A 17,609-nucleotide genomic window follows, 5' to 3' on the forward strand; every position below is an offset into this window, starting at 1 on the left:
TCGATAAGTGTCGAAAATGACATTTCAACGGCATGTTTTCGTCAAAAATGACAATCACCTGAGGAATGCCTGGTGAATCGTTTTGTAATTGCTGACTCCACTCTCTGTATCGGCTGCCACACCTGTGAGGCCGCCTGTTCAGAGACGCATCGCCAGCATGGCCTGCAGTCAATGCCGCGCCTGAAAGTGATGCTGAATGAAAAAGAATCTGCGCCGCAGCTCTGTCACCACTGTGAAGATGCGCCATGCGCCACGGTATGCCCGGTTAACGCGATTAATCGCGTTGACGGCGCTGTCCAGCTTAATGAAAGCCTGTGCGTGAGCTGCAAACTGTGCGGTATTGCCTGTCCGTTTGGCGCTATTGAGTTTTCCGGAAGCCGTCCGCTGCATATTCCGGCGAACGCCAATACGCCGAAAGCGCCGCCCGCGCCGCCAGCGCCTGCGCGCGTCAGTACGTTGCTCGACTGGGTGCCGGGCGTACGCGCTATCGCGGTGAAATGCGACCTGTGCAGCTTTGACGAGCAAGGCCCGGCCTGTGTGCGGATGTGCCCGACTAAAGCGCTACACCTGGTGGATAACACGGATATCGCCCGCGCCAGCAAACGTAAACGTGAGCTGACGTTTAATACCGATTTTGGCGATCTCACCTTGTTTCAGCAGGCTCAGAGTGGGGATGCATAATGAGTTCACTTTCACTGATTACTAGCGGCGTCGCGTGGTTTGCCGCCGCCGCCGTTCTGGCGTTTCTGTTTTCGTTTCATAAAGCGCTGAGCGGCTGGATTGCCGGTATCGGCGGCGCGGTCGGCAGCCTGTGTACGGCTGGCGCGGGGTTCACCGCACTGACCAGCGCCGTTACGGTGAGCGGCGTGATGCCGTTTACCGGCCACATGCTGCAAATAACGCCGCTGAATGCTATCTGGCTGATTACGCTGGGGCTGTGCGGTCTGTTCGTCAGCCTGTTCAATATCGACTGGCATCGCCATCCACAGGTAAAAGCCAACGGACTGTTGGTCAACCTGCTGATGGCGGCAGCCGTCTGCGCCGTGGTCGCCAGTAATCTGGGGACGATGGTGGTGATGGCGGAAATCATGGCGCTCTGCGCCGTGTTCCTCACCGGCGGTAGCAAAGAGGGCAAACTGTGGTTTGCGCTGGGCCGTCTCGGTACGTTGCTGCTGGCAATCGCCTGCTGGCTGGTGTGGCAGCGCTACGGCACGCTGGATCTGGGGTTGCTGGATCAACGCGCTCAGCAACTGCCGCTGGGCTCCGATATCTGGCTGCTCGGCGTTATCGGCTTTGGTCTGCTGGCCGGGATTATCCCGCTACACGGTTGGGTGCCGCAGGCGCACGCCAACGCCAGCGCTCCCGCCGCCGCGCTGTTCTCGACCGTGGTGATGAAAATCGGGCTGCTGGGCATTCTCACGCTATCTCTGCTTGGCGGCAATGCGCCGCTGTGGTGGGGCGTGGCGCTGTTGGTGCTTGGGATGATCACCGCCTTTGTCGGTGGTCTGTACGCGCTGATGGAGCATAACATTCAGCGCCTGTTGGCCTATCACACGCTGGAAAATATCGGCATCATTTTGCTCGGTCTGGGCGCAGGCGTTACCGGGATTGCTCTCAATCAGCCGGTACTGATCGCGCTGGGTCTGACCGGCGGGCTCTATCACCTGCTGAACCATAGCCTGTTCAAAAGCGTGCTGTTTCTGGGCGCGGGCAGCATCTGGTTCCGTACCGGTCATCGCGATATCGAAAAACTGGGCGGTATTGGTAAACGGATGCCGGTTATTTCTATCGCCATGCTGGTCGGTCTGATGGCGATGGCGGCGCTGCCGCCGCTGAACGGCTTTGCCGGCGAGTGGGTGATTTACCAGTCCTTCTTCAAACTGGGCAACAGCGGCGCATTTGTTGGTCGTCTGTTAGGACCGCTGCTGGCGGTTGGCCTGGCGATTACCGGCGCGCTGGCGGTGATGTGTATGGCGAAAGTGTATGGCGTGACGTTCCTTGGCGCGCCGCGCACGAAGGAAGCTGAAAACGCCAGCTGCGCGCCTATCCTGATGGGCGTCAGCGTGGTTGCGCTGGCTATCTGCTGTGTGATTGGTGGGGTTGCCGCGCCGTGGCTGCTGCCGATGATTTCCACTGCGGTACCGTTGCCGCTGGAAACCGCGCACACCACCGTATCGCAGCCGATGATCACGCTGCTGTTGGTCGCCTGTCCGCTACTGCCGTTCATCATTATGGCGATGTTCAAAGGCAACCGTCTGCCGTCGCGTTCTCGCGGCGCGGCCTGGGTGTGCGGCTACGACCATGAGCAGTCGATGGTGATTACCGCGCACGGTTTCGCCATGCCGGTGAAAGAGGCCTTTGCCCCGGTACTTAAACTGCGTAAATGGCTGAACCCGGTATCGCTGGTGCCGGGCTGGCAGAACGCGGCGGCCGCGGTGCTGTTCCGTCGTCTGGCGCTGATTGAGCTGGCGGTGCTGGTGGTGATTGTGGTTTCACGAGGAGCCTGAAAATGAGTGTGTTTTATCCGTTAATTCAGGCGCTGGTGCTATTTGCCGTTGCGCCATTGCTGTCCGGTATTACTCGCGTGGCGCGCGCCCGTCTACACAATCGCCGTGGGCCGGGCGTGTTGCAGGAGTACCGCGACATTATCAAACTGCTCGGTCGCCAGAGTATTGCGCCTGCGGATTCCGGCTGGGTTTTTCGCCTGACGCCGTTTGTGATGGTCGGCGTGATGCTGACTATCGCCACCGCGCTGCCGGTCGTCACCGTTGGATCTCCGTTGCCGCAACTGGGTGATTTAATCACCCTGATTTATCTGTTCGCGATTGCGCGCTTCTTCTTCTCTATTGCAGGCCTGGATACCGGCAGTCCGTTCACCGCGATCGGCGCCAGCCGTGAAGCGATGCTCGGCGTGCTGGTGGAGCCGATTCTGCTGCTGGGTCTGTGGGTCGCCGCGCAGGTTGCGGGTTCAACGCATATCAGCAATATCGCCGATACCATTTATCACTGGCCTGTCGCGCGCAGTATTCCGCTGATTCTGGCGCTGTGCGCCTGCGCCTTCGCCACCTTTATCGAAATGGGCAAGCTGCCGTTCGACCTGGCGGAAGCGGAGCAGGAGTTGCAGGAAGGGCCGTTGACCGAATACAGCGGTAGCGGCTTTGCGGTGCTGAAATGGGGCATCAGCCTTAAGCAACTGGTGGTGCTGCAAATGTTCGTCGGCGTGTTTTTGCCGTGGGGACAGATGGAAACCTTCAGCGCAGGCGGACTGTTGCTGGCGCTGGTGATTGCCGTCGTCAAGCTGATTGTCGGCGTACTGGTGATCGCCCTGTTTGAAAACAGCATGGCGCGACTGCGTTTTTGCGCCACTTCACGCGTGACCTGGGCCGGTTTTGGGTTTGCGTTTTTAGCCTTCGTCTCCTTGCTGGCGGCGTGATTTAAGAGAGTTTGAGCATGTCTGAAGAAAAATTAGGTCAACAATACCTTGCGGCGCTGCACCAGGCGTTTCCGGGCGTCGTGCTGGACGAAGCCTGGCAGACCAAAGATCAGCTGACTATTACGGTGAAAGTAAACTATCTGCCGGAAGTGGTGGAGTTTCTTTACTACCAGCAGGGTGGGTGGCTGTCGGTGCTGTTCGGTAATGACGAACGCCAGTTGTGCGGCCACTATGCCGTTTATTACGTGCTGTCGATGGAGCAGGGCACGAAGTGCTGGATTACCGTTCGCGTTGAAGTAGATGCCAATAAGCTGGAATTCCCATCCGTTACGCCGCGCGTGCCGGCTGCCGTGTGGGGTGAGCGCGAAGTACGCGACATGTACGGTTTAATCCCGGTCGGTCTGCCGGACGAGCGCCGTCTGGTGCTGCCGGACGACTGGCCGGATGAACTCTATCCGCTGCGTAAAGACAGCATGGATTATCGTCAGCGCCCGGTGCCGACCACCGATGCGGAAACCTACGAGTTCATTAACGAGCTGGGTGACAAGAAAAATAACGTGGTGCCGATTGGCCCGCTGCATGTCACTTCCGATGAACCGGGCCACTTCCGTCTGTTCGTCGATGGCGAAAACATTATCGACGCCGACTACCGCCTGTTCTACGTCCACCGTGGTATGGAAAAACTGGCGGAAACCCGCATGGGTTATAACGAAGTCACCTTCCTGTCGGATCGCGTGTGTGGTATCTGCGGTTTCGCGCACAGCACTGCCTACACCACTTCCGTGGAAAACGCGATGGGCATTCAGGTGCCGGAGCGTGCGCAGATGATCCGCGCCATTCTGCTGGAAGTGGAGCGTCTGCACTCGCACCTGCTAAACCTCGGCCTCGCCTGCCACTTTACCGGCTTTGACTCCGGCTTTATGCAGTTCTTCCGCGTGCGTGAAACCTCCATGAAAATGGCGGAGATCCTTACCGGGGCGCGCAAAACTTACGGTTTGAACCTGATCGGCGGGATTCGCCGCGATCTGCTCAAAGAGGATATGATCCAGACCCGTCAACTGGCGCAGCAGATGCGTCGTGACGTGCAGGAGCTGGTGGACATGCTGCTGAGCACGCCGAATATGGAACAGCGTACCGTGGGTATCGGCCGTCTGGACCCGGAAATTGCCCGCGACTTCAGTAATGTCGGCCCGATGGTGCGCGCCAGCGGCCACGCCCGCGACACCCGCGCCGACCACCCGTTTGTCGGCTACGGTCTGCTGCCGATGGAAGTACATAGCGAGCAGGGTTGCGACGTGATTTCTCGTCTGAAAGTCCGTATCAACGAAGTCTACACCTCGCTGAATATGATCGATTTCGGTCTGGATAATCTGCCGGGCGGCCCGCTGATGGTGGAAGGATTCACCTATATTCCGCACCGTTTTGCGCTCGGCTTCGCTGAAGCGCCGCGTGGTGACGATATCCACTGGAGCATGACCGGCGACAACCAGAAGCTGTACCGCTGGCGCTGCCGTGCGGCGACCTACGCCAACTGGCCGACGCTGCGCTATATGCTGCGCGGCAACACCGTCTCCGACGCGCCGCTGATTATCGGCAGCCTCGACCCGTGCTACTCCTGTACCGACCGGATGACGGTGGTCGATGTGCGTAAGAAGAAGAGCAAAGTCGTGCCGTACAAAGAACTTGAGCGCTACAGCATTGAGCGTAAAAACTCGCCGCTGAAATAAGGAATCGCCATGTTTACCTTTATCAAAAAAGTTATCAAAACCGGCACGGCGACCTCGTCTTATCCGCTGGAGCCGATTGCGGTTGATAAAAACTTCCGCGGCAAGCCGGAACATAATCCGCAGCAGTGCATCGGCTGTGCCGCCTGCGTTAATGCCTGCCCGTCGAACGCGCTGACGGTGGAAACCTTACTGGCAACTAATGAGCTGGCGTGGCAGTTCAATCTTGGCCGCTGCATCTTCTGCGGTCGCTGCGAAGAGGTGTGCCCGACGGCGGCGATCAAACTGTCGCAAGAGTACGAACTGGCAGTGTGGAAGAAAGAAGATTTCCTGCAACAGTCCCGCTTCGCGCTGTGCAACTGTCGCGTGTGTAATCGTCCTTTCGCGGTACAGAAAGAGATCGACTACGCCATTGCGCTGCTTGCGCACAACGGCGACAGCCGCGCGGAAAACCACCGCGAAAGCTTTGAGACCTGCCCGGACTGTAAGCGTCAGAAATGCCTGGTGCCGTCCGACCGTATTGAACTGACTCGCCATATGAAAGAGGTCAGCTAATGAGCAATTTATTAGGCCCGCGTGACGCCAACGGCATTCCGGTACCGATGACGGTGGATGAATCCATCGCCAGCATGAAGGCGTCTTTACTGAAAAATATTAAGCGTTCGGCATACGTTTACCGCGTGGACTGCGGCGGCTGTAACGGCTGTGAAATCGAAATCTTTGCGACGCTTTCGCCGCTGTTTGATGCCGAGCGTTTCGGCATCAAAGTAGTACCGTCGCCGCGTCATGCCGATATTCTGCTGTTTACCGGCGCGGTGACCCGCGCCATGCGCTCTCCGGCGCTGCGCGCCTGGCAGTCGGCACCGGACCCGAAAATCTGTATCTCTTACGGCGCCTGCGGCAACAGCGGCGGCATCTTCCATGATCTGTACTGCGTATGGGGCGGTACGGATAAAATCGTCCCGGTGGATGTGTATATTCCAGGCTGCCCGCCAACGCCTGCCGCCACGCTGTACGGATTTGCGATGGCGCTTGGCCTGCTGGAGCAGAAAATCCACGCCCGCGCGCCGGGTGAGCTGGACGATCAGCCCGCAGAGATCCTGCATCCGGATATGGTGCAGCCGCTGCGCGTGAAGGTGGATCGCGCGGCGCGCCGGCTGGCGGGTTATCGCTATGGTCGTCAGATCGCCGATGATTACCTGACACAGTTGGGGCAGGGCGAGCAGCAAGTGGCGCGTTGGCTGGAAGCGGAAAACGATCCGCGTTTAACCGAAATTGTCACCCATCTCAATCATGTTGTTGAAGAGGCGCGTATCCGATGAGCGAACAGGTGGTGTTCAGTCAACTGAGCCGTAAGTTTATTGATGAGAACGATGCGACGCCCGCCGAGGCGCAGCAGGTTGTCTATTACAGCCTGGCGATTGGTCACCACCTGGGGGTTATCGATTGCCTGGAGGCCGCGCTCACCTGCCCATGGGATGAGTATCTGGCGTGGATCGCCACCCTGGAAGCCGGTAGCGATGCCCGGCGTAAAATGGAAGGTGTGCCGAAGTATGGCGAGATCGTCATCGATTTCAACCATGTGCAAATGCTGGCGCGCGCGTTTGATGAGGCGCGCGCCGCGCAGACCCCGCAGCAGCAAGAATGGAGCAAACTGATGCTCAGTATGCTGCATGACATTCATCAGGAAAGCGCCATCTACCTGATGGTGAGGAGGCTTCGTGACTGACGTTTTACTCTGTGTCGGTAACAGTATGATGGGCGACGACGGCGCAGGCCCGTTACTGGCGGAAATGTGCGCGGCGCAGCCGAAGGGCAACTGGGTTGTCATCGATGGCGGCAGCGCGCCGGAAAACGACATTGTGGCGATTCGAGAGCTGCGCCCGCAGCGTCTGTTGATTGTCGACGCCACCGATATGGGACTTAATCCGGGCGAGATCCGCATTATCGATCCGGATGATATCGCCGAAATGTTTATGATGACCACCCACAATATGCCGCTCAACTACCTTATCGATCAGCTGAAAGAGGATGTCGGCGAGGTGATTTTTGTTGGTATCCAGCCGGATATCGTCGGGTTTTATTATCCGATGACTCAACCGATTAAGGACGCGGTAAACATCGTCTATCAGCGCCTGGAAGGCTGGCAGGGAAACGGCGGATTTGCCGCGCTGGAAGCGCCGGAGGCGTAAAATGCGCACATATTTAGGGAGAATTTGTGTTACACGGCAAAGGTTGTAAGAAGGACGTGAAGATTATCGTATGGAGCGGACTGCTATTTCTCTGCCTCGCCGCACGCGCACTGGCCACCGGTGTTGTCGGTTACCTGCCGATGAGTGACGGTGAATATGCGCAAAAGCGTGCGCTAAAGCCTCTGTTGACCCTGCCTTATTCTGTATCGCCCGACCAGACATGGCATTTTCGCCAGGTCGGAGTCAGTGGCGTGACGCTACTGCCGGAGCCGAAAAAAGATAACGAATGGCGGATTAGTGGAAAAGACAGAGCCGGTAATTCGTGGGTTGTCCCGGTGGGAATGCTGATTAATTTGGCGGGTAATGCGCAATTTTATCGCGCTGACCTCGATCGTAACGGCATTCAGGATCTGGTTATCTGGTTGGGCAATCCTGGGTTGGGCCTGGCGCCGAGCGCGCAATACATCATTTTCACCTTTCTCAATAATGGCCGCCCCTGCGTCTTTGAACCGTGGGGGTTTTATACCGCCAGCGATACTGGCGTCGATGATTTGCTTGATTTACAGGGCAATGGGCGTACGCAACTGTTGGATATGCAGTTTGACTCAGGCTACTGGATAACCAATTTATATCAGGTGAAGGACGCCCGCTGGCAGCGCGTACACGGCTGGTTTGGCCGGTTGAGTTATCCGGCGCTGACCCGTTTTAATCACTATCCTGGCCGTAAATTAATTATCAAACCTATTGCCGGAAGGAATCCGCAAACGGACGATCTTTCCCTTACGCAGCGCTGTTTAATACGCGGTAACGTATTGCCAGGCGTTAATCAGGATTGATGCCAGTTTCGGTGCAGAGTTGACTGGCTATCACTGCAAATCTTGACCACCACTGGCGACATTACGTGTCATCGACACTTGTGACGATGACACGTAAATGCTCACGAAAATAGAAAGAATATTCTTAAATAACAATGAAATAAAAATTGGCACGATTCGTGTATATATCGGCACATCATCTGTTATTGCTGGAGAATTTGATGAACCGTTTCATCATTGCAGACGCGAGTAAGTGCATTGGTTGCCGTACCTGTGAAGTGGCTTGCGTCGTATCCCATCAGGAAAATCAGGATTGCGCATCGCTGACCCCTGAAACCTTTTTACCTCGTATCCATGTCATCAAAGGCGTGAATGTTTCCACGGCAACGCTGTGTCGCCAGTGTGAAGACGCGCCGTGCGCCAACGTTTGCCCGAATGGCGCCATCAGCCGTGACAAAGGCTTTGTTCATGTGATGCAGGAACGCTGCATTGGCTGTAAAACTTGCGTAGTGGCATGTCCTTACGGCGCCATGGAAGTGGTGGTACGTCCGGTGGTTCGCAATAGCGGCGCGGGGCTGAACGTGCGTGCCGAAAAAGCCGAAGCCAACAAGTGCGATCTGTGTCACCACCGTGAAGCCGGTCCGGCCTGTATGGCCGCTTGCCCAACGCACGCCCTCATCTGCGTGGACCGCAATAAGCTTGAACAGCTGAGCGCGGAAAAACGCCGTCGTGCGGCGCTGGATTCAACGGCATCGCTGCTTTTCTGATTTCTGCGATTGCGCGTAGAATACGCCACAAAGCATTGCCGGATGGCGGCATCAATGCCTTATCCGGTCTACGGTCCGTGCGGTTGTAGGCCTGATAAGCGTCGCGCCATCAGGCATCCGGGTTCGATGATGGCGGGAAAATAAGATGGCGATAGACACTCCTTCCGGCGTACAGCTACGCATTCGGGGCAAAGTACAGGGCGTCGGTTTTCGTCCTTTTGTCTGGCAGCTGGCGCAGCAGTTGCAATTACACGGCGACGTGTGTAATGACGGCGACGGCGTCGTCGTTCGGCTGCTGGAAGAACCGTCGCAATTTATTGCCGCGCTCTATCAGGATTGCCCGCCGCTGGCGCGCATTGACAGCGTTGAACACGCGTCGTTGGTATGGGAGCGCGCGCCGACGGATTTCGCTATTCGTCAGAGCGCAGGCGGTTCGATGAACACGCAAATCGTGCCGGATGCGGCGACCTGCCCGGCATGTCTTGCCGAGATGAATACCCCAGGCGAGCGGCGCTACCGTTATCCTTTCATCAATTGCACCCACTGTGGACCACGCTTCACCATTATTCGTGCTATGCCCTATGACCGGCCATTTACGGTGATGGCGGCGTTTCCCTTGTGTCCGGAATGCGACAGCGAATACCGCGATCCGTACGATCGCCGTTTTCATGCCCAGCCCGTTGCCTGTCCGTCATGCGGGCCGCATCTTGAGTGGCGGAGCCAACATGAACGAGCGGAAAAAGAGGCGGCTTTGCAGGCGGCGGTCGCCCAACTGAACGCCGGAGGCATTATTGCCGTTAAAGGGCTGGGTGGTTTTCATCTGGCCTGCGATGCGCGCAATGATAACGCAGTGGCGATGCTGCGGGCGCGTAAACATCGCCCGGCGAAACCATTGGCGGTGATGTTGCCCACGGCGCAAACGCTGCCGAGCGCGGCACGTTCGCTGCTGACCACGCCAGCGGCCCCGATTGTACTGGTGGATAAGCAGTATGTACCTTCGCTGAGTGAGGGCATCGCGCCAGGGCTTACGGAGGTGGGCGTGATGCTGCCCGCCAACCCATTGCAACATCTCTTGTTGCAGGCGCTCAATTACCCGCTGGTGATGACATCCGGCAACCTGAGCGGCAGACCGCCCGCCATCACCAACGAACAGGCGCTGGACGATTTACACGATATTGCCGATGGTTTTCTGTTGCACAATCGCGACATTGTACAGCGCATGGACGACTCTGTTGTGCGCGACAGCGGTGAAATGCTGCGTCGTTCGCGGGGATACGTGCCGGACGCGATTGCGTTGCCGCCCGGATTTCGCGATGTGCCGCCGATACTTTGTCTGGGCGCGGATCTGAAAAATACGTTCTGTCTGGTACGCGGCGAACAGGCGGTTGTCAGCCAGCATTTGGGCGATCTCAGCGATGACGGTATCCAGGCGCAGTGGCGCGAGGCATTGCGTCTGATCCAGTCAATCTACGATTTTACCCCAGAGCGTATCGTCTGTGATGCGCATCCGGGCTATGTTTCCAGTCAGTGGGCCAGTGAGATGCGTCTGCCGACAGAGACGGTGTTACACCATCATGCCCATGCGGCGGCTTGCCTGGCCGAGCATGGTTGGCCGCTGGACGGCGGAGAGGTGATTGCCCTGACGGTAGACGGTATCGGCATGGGCGAGAATGGCGCGCTATGGGGCGGAGAATGTCTGCGGGTCAATTATCGCGAATGCGAACATTTAGGTGGTTTACCCGCCGTGGCGCTGCCGGGAGGCGATCTGGCTGCCAAACAGCCGTGGCGTAATCTGTTAGCGCAGTGCCTGCGCTTTGTGCCGGACTGGCAGGATTACCCGGAGACAGTGGAGCTGCAACAGCAAAACTGGAATGTCCTGGCGCGCGCCATTGAGCGCGGCGTCAATGCCCCGTTGGCCTCTTCCTGCGGGCGGTTGTTTGACGCGGTGGCTGCCGCGCTTCGCTGCGCGCCAGCATCGCTTAGCTATGAGGGCGAGGCCGCCTGCGCGCTGGAGGCGCTGGCCTCTCAATGCGCTAACGTTGAGCATCCGGTAACGATGCCGCTTAACGGCGCTCAACTGGACGTCGCCGTTTTCTGGCGGCAATGGTTGAACTGGCAGGCCACGCCCGCGCAACGCGCCTGGGCTTTTCATGATGCGCTGGCGTGCGGGTTTGCCACGCTAATGCGCCAACAGGCTACGGCGCGGGGGATAACCACTCTGGTCTTCAGCGGTGGGGTGATACACAACCGCTTACTTCGCGCGCGTCTTGCCTTTTATCTTTCTGATTTTAAATTGTTATTTCCGCAGCGGTTACCGGCGGGCGACGGCGGGCTGTCGTTTGGACAGGGCGTGATTGCCGCAGCGCGAGCATTAAGGGAAGTGTAGGGCACCGGATGGCGGCTGCGCCTTATCCGGCCTGTAAACAGATGCTCACTCGTAGGCCGGATAAGACGCGAAGCGGCGCCATCCGGCATCACAGGCTTATACGAACAACGTTTTCAGCAGTGCAAAGGCCTCTTTCATGCGGTCTTCACTCACCACAAAGGCGCGTAGTTGGCCTTCTCCGCTCATGCCTTTGGCAATCATACCGTCAGATTCTGTGGTAATATGCCAGCTTAAATCACGGCGCTGAGTTTCTCCCGCCAGATGCAGCGGCAGTTCCGGCGTTTTGACTTTTACCAGCATCGCCGGTAGCTTCAGCGGCGCGCTGCCACCGAGCAGATTTTTCGCCAGGTACATCGCGCTTAACTGGATCGGTTGCAGGAAGGGCAGTACCTGACCGTTGATCTCCGCGCAATCGCCGATCGCATAAATATCCGGGTGACTGGTCTGTAGATAGCTATCCACGCAGACGCCGCGGTTGACGACTACCCCGGCGCGGCGCGCCAGAGCGGTTTCCGGGCGTAAGCCGGTGGCGGCAATCACCGCATCGACCTCAATACTACGCTGGCTTGCCAGCGTAGCGCGGATACCGGCTTCGATTTTCTCCAGTTTTTGCAACTGCGATTTCAGCAGCAGATGCACCCCCATATCGGTCAGGTGATGCTGTAAGCGACTGCTCACTTCCGGTGGCATCAGTGAGGCGAGAAGGCTGGCGGCGTTATCCATCAGCGTTACCGTTTTCCCGGCGCGGCAGAAATCCATCGCTAATTCACTGCCAATGAGACCGCCGCCGACAATCAGCACCCGCTGCGCGTCGCGCAGTGGTGTCTCACAGGCGCGGTACTCCTGCTGGCTATTCAAAGTAAGCATTAACTCACGTCCTGCAATCGGCGGCACAAAGGCTGCCGCCCCGGTCGCCAGTACCAGCTTGTCGTACTGCCACTGCTTATCCTGACTTTTCACCACATGGGCATCGGCATCAATGTCAGTAACCCAGGTATGCGGGAACAGTCGTAGATTAAACTGTTCAGCAAATTCCCCCGCTAACTGGCGGGTGAGATCATCGGCGCGCTGCGACTGGCTGATAACGTGGCTGAGATCGGGCTTGTTGTACTCATCCATGCTGTCCGCCGCAATCAGGGTTAACGGCACATGCGCATCTTGTTTACGGATATTTTTGACGAGCTGGCGGGCGGCGAAGCCCGACCCAATAATGATGATCCCCCGACTCATTTTGCCTCCGTCGCCAGTACGTCGAACACGTCTTTACCTAATGAACATTCCGGGCACAGGAAGTTATCCGGCACGTCGCTCCACGGCGTACCCGGCGCGACATCCTGCAACGGCTCGCCCAGCGCAGGGTCGTAAATCCACTGGCATACGCTGCATTGCATTTTGGGGCCGAGGTCTGCGGCGGCGCAGGTTGTGGTTTCTTCGACTGGCGCGGTTTTCTGTGTGGTTTCCGGCAGCGGAGCAAGCGCCCACTGACGGGCGATGTCGCGACCATGCTGACGGCACAACTCCAGCGCATCCAGATCCGGACGCCATTTCGCTTTCAGACTCAGGGACATTTCAAAACCGGCATCCTGTAAGCGCGTGGACAGTCGATCTACCGCGCCGCCGCTCCAGCCATGAGAACCGAAGGCGCTGGCGCGTTTGTTGCGAAAGCGCAGGCCGGTCATCTCTTCCACCAGACCAGCGATTTTCGGCATCATCACGTTGTTCATGGTAGAAGTGCCGACCAGCACGCCTTTCGAACGGAAGACGTTGGTCAATATTTCATTTTTATCGCTGCGGGCGACGTTAAAGATTTTGACCGCCACGTTGGGGTCTACTTCATTGATACCCTGTGCGATGGCATCCGCCATCATGCGAGTATTGTTCGACATGGTATCGTAGAAAATAGTGATACGATCTTCCTGATAATCTGCCGCCCATTTCAGATACAGCTCCACGATTTGCGTTGGGTTGTCGCGCCATACCACGCCGTGTGAGGTGGCAATCATATCCACCGGCAGGTTGAAGCCGAGGATTTCGGTAATTTTTGGCGTTACCAGACGGCTGAACGGCGTCAGGATATTGGCGTAGTAGCGCTGGCATTGTTCAAACAGTTCGGTTTGGTCCACTTCATCATTGAACAGGCGCTCGTCGCAGTAGTGCTGACCAAAGGCGTCGTTGCTGAATAACACCGCGTCGCCGGTCATATAGGTCATCATGCTGTCCGGCCAGTGCAGCATCGGCGTTTCCACGAAGATCAACTGCTTGCCGTTGCCGATATCCAGCGTATCGCCGGTTTTCACCACCTTAAAATTCCATTCCGGGTGATGGTGATGGCCGTTGATAGAGTCAATGGCGTTGGCGGTACAGTAGATAGGCGTGTCCGGGATCTGCGCCATCAGTTCGGTCAGCGCGCCTGCATGGTCTTCTTCGGCATGGTTAATGATGATGTAGTCGATATCCGCGAGGTCGATTTCACTGCGCAGGTTTTGCACAAACTCACGGCTAAACTTATGATCGACGGTATCGATCAGCACATTCTTTTCTTCACGAATGAGATAGCTGTTATAGCTGCTGCCGCGCAGCGTTTTGTATTCAGTGCCGTGAAAATCACGTACTTCCCAGTCGCGCTGGCCAACCCAATGAATATTATTTTTAACCAGAATAGACATAACCACCTCAATTCATTCAACGTTTACAAAAAGTTGTTTTGCTTATTGCAGCTAGTGTGCCAACTTTTCATCTTATTGATTTGTATTGAGTTATATTTGTTTTGTATTTTTGATGTAGTCAAAAAGACTATAAATGATGCTGTCAATATGACACTATAGGTTGTCAAAATGACAATGAGGTAACCATGAGTTTTTCCGTGGAGGTATTGGCGGGCATCGCCATTGAGTTACAACGCGGCATTGGGCATCAGGATCGTTTTCAGCGGCTGATTACTACGCTGCGTCAGGTGCTGGCGTGCGACGCCTCGGCGCTGTTGCGTTATGAATCACGACAATTTATTCCACTGGCGATTGATGGCCTGGCGCAGGACGTCCTCGGCAGACGTTTTACCCTGGAAGGGCATCCGCGCCTGGAAGCCATCGCCCGCGCGGGGGACGTGGTGCGTTTTCCGGCTGATAGCGATTTACCCGATCCGTATGACGGGTTAATTCCCGGACAGGAAAGCCTGAAAGTCCACGCCTGTGTTGGTCTGCCGCTGTTTGCCGGACAGAACCTCATCGGTGCGCTGACCCTTGATGCTATGACGCCGGAGCAGTTCGAGGTATTTAGCGATGAAGAACTACGGCTTGTCGCCGCGCTGGCCGCCGGGGCATTGAGTAATGCGCTGTTAATTGAACAACTGGAAAGCCAGAACATGCTGCCGGGGTCGTCAGGCGTGTTTGAACCGATAAAAGAGACACACATGATCGGCCTGTCGCCGGCGATGACGCAGTTGAAAAAAGAGATCGAGATTGTGGCGGGCTCCGATCTTAACGTGCTGATCGGCGGTGAAACGGGGACTGGTAAAGAGCTGGTGGCGAAAGCCATTCACCAGGGCTCTCCCAGAGCGGTCAATCCGCTGGTCTATCTCAACTGCGCCGCGCTGCCGGAAAGCGTGGCGGAGAGCGAGTTGTTTGGTCATGTAAAAGGGGCTTTTACCGGGGCTATCAGTAATCGTAGCGGTAAGTTTGAAATGGCGGATAACGGCACGCTGTTTCTGGATGAGATTGGCGAACTGTCGCTGGCGCTACAGGCCAAGCTACTTCGCGTGTTGCAGTATGGCGATATTCAACGCGTCGGCGACGATCGTAGCCTGCGCGTGGATGTGCGGGTGTTGGCGGCGACCAACCGTGACCTGCGTGAAGAGGTGCTGGCGGGGCGTTTTCGCGCCGATCTGTTCCATCGCCTGAGCGTTTTCCCGCTCTTTGTGCCGCCGCTGCGCGAGCGCGGCGATGATGTGGTGCTGCTGGCGGGCTATTTTTGCGAGCAGTGCCGACTGCGGCTGGGGCTGTCCCGCGTGGTGCTGAGTCCCGGCGCGCGCCGCCATTTGCTCAACTATGGCTGGCCGGGCAACGTCCGGGAGCTGGAACATGCCATTCACCGTGCGGTTGTACTGGCGAGAGCGACCCGGGCAGGGGATGAGGTGATACTGGAGGCGCAGCATTTTGCCTTGTCAGAGGACGTTTTACCCGCGCCGCCTGCGGAAAGCTTTCTGGCGCTGCCGACTTGCCGCAATTTGCGCGAATCGACGGAGAACTTCCAGCGAGAGATGATTCGCCAGGCGCTGGCGCAAAATAATCATAACTGGGCGGCCAGCGCGCGGGCGCTGGAAACCGACGTCGCCAACCTGCACCGGCTGGCGAAACGTCTGGGACTGAAGGATTAGATAATCCCCGCCTGGTAGAAATCCTGCAGGTTAATGGCGCCGGTGAGTTTGCCGTTTTCATCGACCACTGGCGCGGCGGTAATTTTGCGTTTCATCAGGAGCTCTTTGGCGTCAATGGCGCGGCTTTGCGCCTGGAGCGTAATACCGTTGGGCGTCATGGCTTCGCTTACCGGCGTGGTGAGCGCGCCGCCGCCTACCAGCCAGCGACGCAGGTCGCCGTCGGTAAAGACACCTTTCACAACATGTTGCTCATCGCAAACCGCCACCAGCCCCAGCCCGGTACGGCTAAGTTCCAGCATGGCATCCATCACGCTGGTGGCAAGCATCACCTGCGGTATTGCATCGCCCTGGCGCATCAGGTGATGCACATTATTGAGCAAACGCGCGCCCAGTGCGCCAGCCGGATGCGAACGGGCGAAATCTTCTTCGTTAAAACCGCGCGCCTGCATGACCGCCATCGCCAGCGCATCGCCCATCATCAGCGTATTGACGGTACTGGACGTTGGTGCCAGATGCATCGGGCAGGCTTCACGCTCGACGGAAATATCCAGAACGGCTTTTGCCGCTCGCCCCAGCGGAGAGTGAAGTTTACCGGTCATCGCCAGCAGCGCGACGGATTTATCTTCCAGACGCGGGATGATGAGGTCGAGTTCTTTTGCGCCGCCGGAATAGGAGATAAATAACATCACGTCGCGGCTTTCAATCATCCCCAGATCGCCATGCAGTGCTTCCGCCGGATGAACAAAAAAAGCGGGAGTACCGGTACTGGCAAGCGTCGCGGCGATTTTTTTACCAATATGACCTGATTTACCAATACCGGAAACGATCACTTTGCCTTCACAGTGAATAATGATATTGGCGGCGCGGACAAAATCATCGCCCAGACGCTCCGGCAGACGGCTGGCTTCCTGTAGCTCCAGCATTAAGGTCTGACGGCCCGCGTTTAGTAGTGCATCACTCATTGCTTTCTCCGGTTATGATTACTTCAATCCCTTTTGCTTCCAGCGCCTGACGAAATGCCGGATCGATCCCCGCGTCCGTGATCAGTTTGTCGACGGTTTCCAGACTGCACACCACATTGGGGCTTTTACGACCAAATTTTGAGGAGTCCGCCATCAGAATCACCTCGCGTGCTGCATTGCACATTGCGTTACTGACGGTGTAAACCTCATTGAACGTGGTCACACCGACGTTCAGGTCAATACCGTCAGTTCCCATGAAAAGTTTATCAAAGCTGAATTGCTCAAAGGCGTTTTCCGCCAGTTGACCGTGAAACGACGCCGATTTTTTACGGAAGGTGCCGCCGGGCATCAGGATAGTTTGTTCGTTGTCCAGTTCCGATAGCGCGTTGACAATATGGAGGCTGTTGGTCATCACCGTGATGTTGCTAAAACGCGAAAGCAACGGCACCATCTGTAACACGGTACTTCCGGCGTCCAGAATAATGGAATCGCCATCATGGATATATTTCACAGCGGCTGCGGCTATCAGCGCTTTTTTGTGGGTGTTGATAAGCGTTTTGTGATCAATAGGCGGATCGGACTCTTCTTTATTCAACACCACGCCGCCATAGGTGCGGATGACGGTTCCGGCATTTTCCAGAATGACCAGATCTTTACGGATAGTGGTGCCTGTCGTGTCAAAGTACTGGGCCAGTTCTTCAACCGAGCATTTTCCCTGTTTTTGCAGGTGCTCCAGAATCGCGGCCTGACGCTGACGAGGTTTCATAGGCGTGATTACCCTGACTTATGTATTTACCCGTCATATTTCACGCTGCATGTGCGTTGGCTTTCCTCGCTCACCCCGGTCACGTACTGATGTACGCTCCTGGGATTCGCTGCGTCGCCGCCTTCCTGCAACTCGAATTATTTAGGGTATTGGTTGCAAAATGATAATTTCGCAAGCTATACGCATTCACAA

At 56.8% G+C, this 17,609-nt stretch carries 16 protein-coding genes; 12 read left to right on the forward strand and 4 right to left on the reverse strand.

Annotated elements, in window-relative coordinates; translation table 11 throughout:
- Positions 1 to 72 precede the first annotated feature (72 nt).
- The 11 genes from hycB to hypF all read left to right on the forward strand — a co-directional run bounded on the left by hycB (position 73) and on the right by hypF (position 11,317).
- A complete protein-coding gene (gene hycB, locus HU143_RS05335; protein WP_001079163.1) occupies positions 73 to 681 on the forward strand; it encodes a formate hydrogenlyase subunit HycB in 609 nt (202 codons plus the stop codon).
- Positions 681 to 2,507 (forward strand): formate hydrogenlyase subunit 3, encoded by a 1,827-nt coding sequence (gene hycC, locus HU143_RS05340; protein WP_023227551.1) that lies wholly within the window; start codon positions 681 to 683, stop codon positions 2,505 to 2,507. The genes hycB and hycC overlap by 1 nt, the downstream gene beginning before the upstream one ends.
- Before the next feature lie 2 nt (positions 2,508 to 2,509).
- Complete coding sequence (locus HU143_RS05345) at positions 2,510 to 3,433, forward strand: respiratory chain complex I subunit 1 family protein (RefSeq protein WP_000110563.1); 924 nt, start codon at positions 2,510 to 2,512, stop codon at positions 3,431 to 3,433.
- A gap of 17 nt (positions 3,434 to 3,450) precedes the next feature.
- On the forward strand, positions 3,451 to 5,160 hold the full coding sequence (gene hycE, locus HU143_RS05350; protein ID WP_023227550.1) for a formate hydrogenlyase subunit HycE: 1,710 nt from the start codon (positions 3,451 to 3,453) through the stop codon (positions 5,158 to 5,160).
- 9 nt (positions 5,161 to 5,169) lie between these two features.
- Positions 5,170 to 5,712 (forward strand): formate hydrogenlyase subunit HycF, encoded by a 543-nt coding sequence (gene hycF, locus HU143_RS05355; protein WP_000493773.1) that lies wholly within the window; start codon positions 5,170 to 5,172, stop codon positions 5,710 to 5,712.
- Positions 5,712 to 6,479, forward strand: coding sequence for a formate hydrogenlyase subunit HycG (hycG, locus tag HU143_RS05360; RefSeq protein ID WP_000067419.1), 768 nt, complete (start codon positions 5,712 to 5,714; stop codon positions 6,477 to 6,479). The genes hycF and hycG overlap by 1 nt, the downstream gene beginning before the upstream one ends.
- Positions 6,476 to 6,886 carry a formate hydrogenlyase maturation HycH family protein gene (locus HU143_RS05365; protein ID WP_000003725.1) on the forward strand — a complete coding sequence of 137 codons (411 nt, stop codon included), beginning with the start codon at positions 6,476 to 6,478 and terminating at the stop codon, positions 6,884 to 6,886. Before hycG ends, HU143_RS05365 begins: the two co-directional genes overlap by 4 nt.
- Positions 6,879 to 7,349, forward strand: coding sequence for a hydrogenase maturation peptidase HycI (hycI, locus tag HU143_RS05370; protein ID WP_000132984.1), 471 nt, complete (start codon positions 6,879 to 6,881; stop codon positions 7,347 to 7,349). Before HU143_RS05365 ends, hycI begins: the two co-directional genes overlap by 8 nt.
- 26 nt (positions 7,350 to 7,375) lie before the next feature.
- Positions 7,376 to 8,185 carry a hypothetical protein gene (locus HU143_RS05375; protein ID WP_023227549.1) on the forward strand — a complete coding sequence of 270 codons (810 nt, stop codon included), beginning with the start codon at positions 7,376 to 7,378 and terminating at the stop codon, positions 8,183 to 8,185.
- A 200-nt stretch (positions 8,186 to 8,385) separates the two neighbouring features.
- Entirely contained in the window at positions 8,386 to 8,931 is a 546-nt protein-coding gene (gene hydN, locus HU143_RS05380; protein WP_001078791.1) for an electron transport protein HydN, read from the forward strand.
- 145 nt (positions 8,932 to 9,076) lie between these two features.
- A complete protein-coding gene (gene hypF / locus HU143_RS05385; protein WP_023227548.1) occupies positions 9,077 to 11,317 on the forward strand; it encodes a carbamoyltransferase HypF in 2,241 nt (746 codons plus the stop codon).
- A 96-nt stretch (positions 11,318 to 11,413) separates the two neighbouring features.
- On the opposite strand, the gene norW is transcribed toward hypF, so the two are convergent.
- Both norW and norV read right to left on the reverse strand, forming a co-directional pair.
- Positions 11,414 to 12,547, reverse strand: coding sequence for an NADH:flavorubredoxin reductase NorW (norW, locus tag HU143_RS05390; RefSeq protein WP_023227547.1), 1,134 nt, complete (start codon positions 12,545 to 12,547; stop codon positions 11,414 to 11,416).
- The gene (norV, locus tag HU143_RS05395) at positions 12,544 to 13,983 is read right to left on the reverse strand and encodes an anaerobic nitric oxide reductase flavorubredoxin (RefSeq protein WP_000026012.1); all 1,440 of its coding nucleotides are present in this window, start codon (positions 13,981 to 13,983) and stop codon (positions 12,544 to 12,546) included. Before norV ends, norW begins: the two co-directional genes overlap by 4 nt.
- A 185-nt stretch (positions 13,984 to 14,168) precedes the next feature.
- Between norV and norR the strand changes: the two genes are divergently transcribed.
- Positions 14,169 to 15,689 (forward strand): nitric oxide reductase transcriptional regulator NorR, encoded by a 1,521-nt coding sequence (norR, locus tag HU143_RS05400; RefSeq protein ID WP_000010814.1) that lies wholly within the window; start codon positions 14,169 to 14,171, stop codon positions 15,687 to 15,689.
- Here norR and gutQ read toward each other — a convergent pair.
- Both gutQ and srlR read right to left on the reverse strand, forming a co-directional pair.
- Complete coding sequence (gene gutQ, locus HU143_RS05405; RefSeq protein WP_001278201.1) at positions 15,686 to 16,651, reverse strand: arabinose-5-phosphate isomerase GutQ; 966 nt, start codon at positions 16,649 to 16,651, stop codon at positions 15,686 to 15,688. The two genes, norR and gutQ, sit on opposite strands and share 4 nt — an antisense overlap.
- On the reverse strand, positions 16,644 to 17,417 hold the full coding sequence (srlR, locus tag HU143_RS05410; RefSeq protein ID WP_000804536.1) for a glucitol operon DNA-binding transcriptional repressor SrlR: 774 nt from the start codon (positions 17,415 to 17,417) through the stop codon (positions 16,644 to 16,646). Before srlR ends, gutQ begins: the two co-directional genes overlap by 8 nt.
- Positions 17,418 to 17,609: the final 192 nt, after the last annotated feature.

Source organism: Salmonella sp. SJTUF14076 (genome assembly GCF_015534835.1).
GTDB classification, from domain to species: Bacteria; Pseudomonadota; Gammaproteobacteria; order Enterobacterales; family Enterobacteriaceae; genus Salmonella; species Salmonella enterica.